General features: G+C 65.4%; 2 protein-coding genes. Both read left to right on the forward strand.

Going from position 1 to position 1,347, the window contains the following annotated elements; translation table 11 throughout:
• Positions 1–484: 484 nt before the first annotated feature.
• Positions 485–700 carry a type II toxin-antitoxin system VapB family antitoxin gene (locus ACFWFI_RS42680; protein WP_099173112.1) on the forward strand — a complete coding sequence of 72 codons (216 nt, stop codon included), beginning with the start codon at positions 485–487 and terminating at the stop codon, positions 698–700.
• Complete coding sequence (locus ACFWFI_RS42685; RefSeq protein ID WP_387401364.1) at positions 697–1,119, forward strand: PIN domain nuclease; 423 nt, start codon at positions 697–699, stop codon at positions 1,117–1,119. Before ACFWFI_RS42680 ends, ACFWFI_RS42685 begins: the two co-directional genes overlap by 4 nt.
• Positions 1,120–1,347 lie beyond the last annotated feature (228 nt).

Consider the following 1,347-nt stretch of genomic DNA (forward strand, 5'->3'; position numbering starts at 1 on the left):
TTGCTGCGGGGCCCTTCGACGTTCCTAGTCTCACCTGCAGTCTCAAAGAGACTCTTCGGGCCCTCCGGTCCGCTCCCCTCGGCGCCCTGAGCTACTTCCCCGGTCCACTCCACGACGTCGTCGACAGCACCAGGAGCGCGGGGACTTCGTGCCACACGCGGAGCACGTCCCTGAGTCCAGCAAGCAGCGATCGGACCTGAGCCGTGGCCGATGGCGTCGTCACCTTGTGGGCGAAGATCACAAAAGGCCTCATTTCTGATGCAGACAGCGGGCCTTCGGGCGGTGAGCATGGTGATGCACGGAGCAGCGCTCGCCCTCGGCGCCACAGTGCCGCACGCGACCGGCGGCGAGGGCTACCCCGTGTGGCGGTTCACTGCAGCCCCTCGGGTGACGGCTCCGTGGTGTTCGCCAGATGCTGCTCGAGACGTCTCGATATCCAGCAAGATATACTTGTTGCACGAGCTGATATCACCGGAGGTGCTCGATGAGTCGCACAGTGATCGACCTCGACGACGAACTGCTGGCCGACGTGGCTCAAGCGCTGGGGACCGGCACCAAGAAGGAGACGGTCAACACTGCTCTGCGCGAGGTACTCGAGAACCGCCGACGGGCTCTCGCTCTCACTCGGCTGCGGGCCGCAGCGGGCGAGGGTGGCTTCGATCTGGATGTCTTCGAGGACAAGAGGGACTACCGGCGGTGAGCGCGGCACAGTTCCTGATCGACACCAGCGCGCTCGCCCGATTCTTCCGCGACGACGCCGAACAGTACGGCTGGGATCAGGCCGCCACGGCAGGGCTCATCGCAACCTGCCCTATTACCGAGCTGGAGTTCTTCTACAGCGCCCGCTCCGCCAAAGACCGTGCGCGCGGCATCGAGGACATGCGGCTGCTGTTCGGCTGGGTGCCCGTCGATGACCGCGCGTACGACCGCGCCTGGCAGGTTCAGGAGCTGCTTACCCAGCGCGGTCAGCACCGTAGTGCGGGAGCTGTTGACCTCGTCGTTGCCGCCACCGCGGAACTCCAGGGACTGACCCTCCTGCACCGCGACCACGACTTCGAATGCATCGCCGCCATCACCGGCCAAGCCATGCAGTGGTACGGCCCTAGGGCCGGTAAATGAACGCGCGCCCGGACTCAGTTCTGGTCTCATTCGCAGGCGTACACCACAGGTCGGCACGCCTGTAGCCGCTGGCTCCGCCACAGGTCGGCACGCCCATGACCGTCCCCGCGTGCCCGGACGAACATTTGGAAAGCGTGTTGGGGGCAACCCCTCACGAGTTCGAATCTCGTATCCTCCGCCATTGCTCTCACCGGGCAATACGTCGAAGGGCCCCGCAGCTTGCTGCGG

Source organism: Streptomyces sp. NPDC060209 (genome assembly GCF_042728155.1).
Taxonomy (GTDB): Bacteria; Actinomycetota; Actinomycetes; order Streptomycetales; family Streptomycetaceae; genus Streptomyces.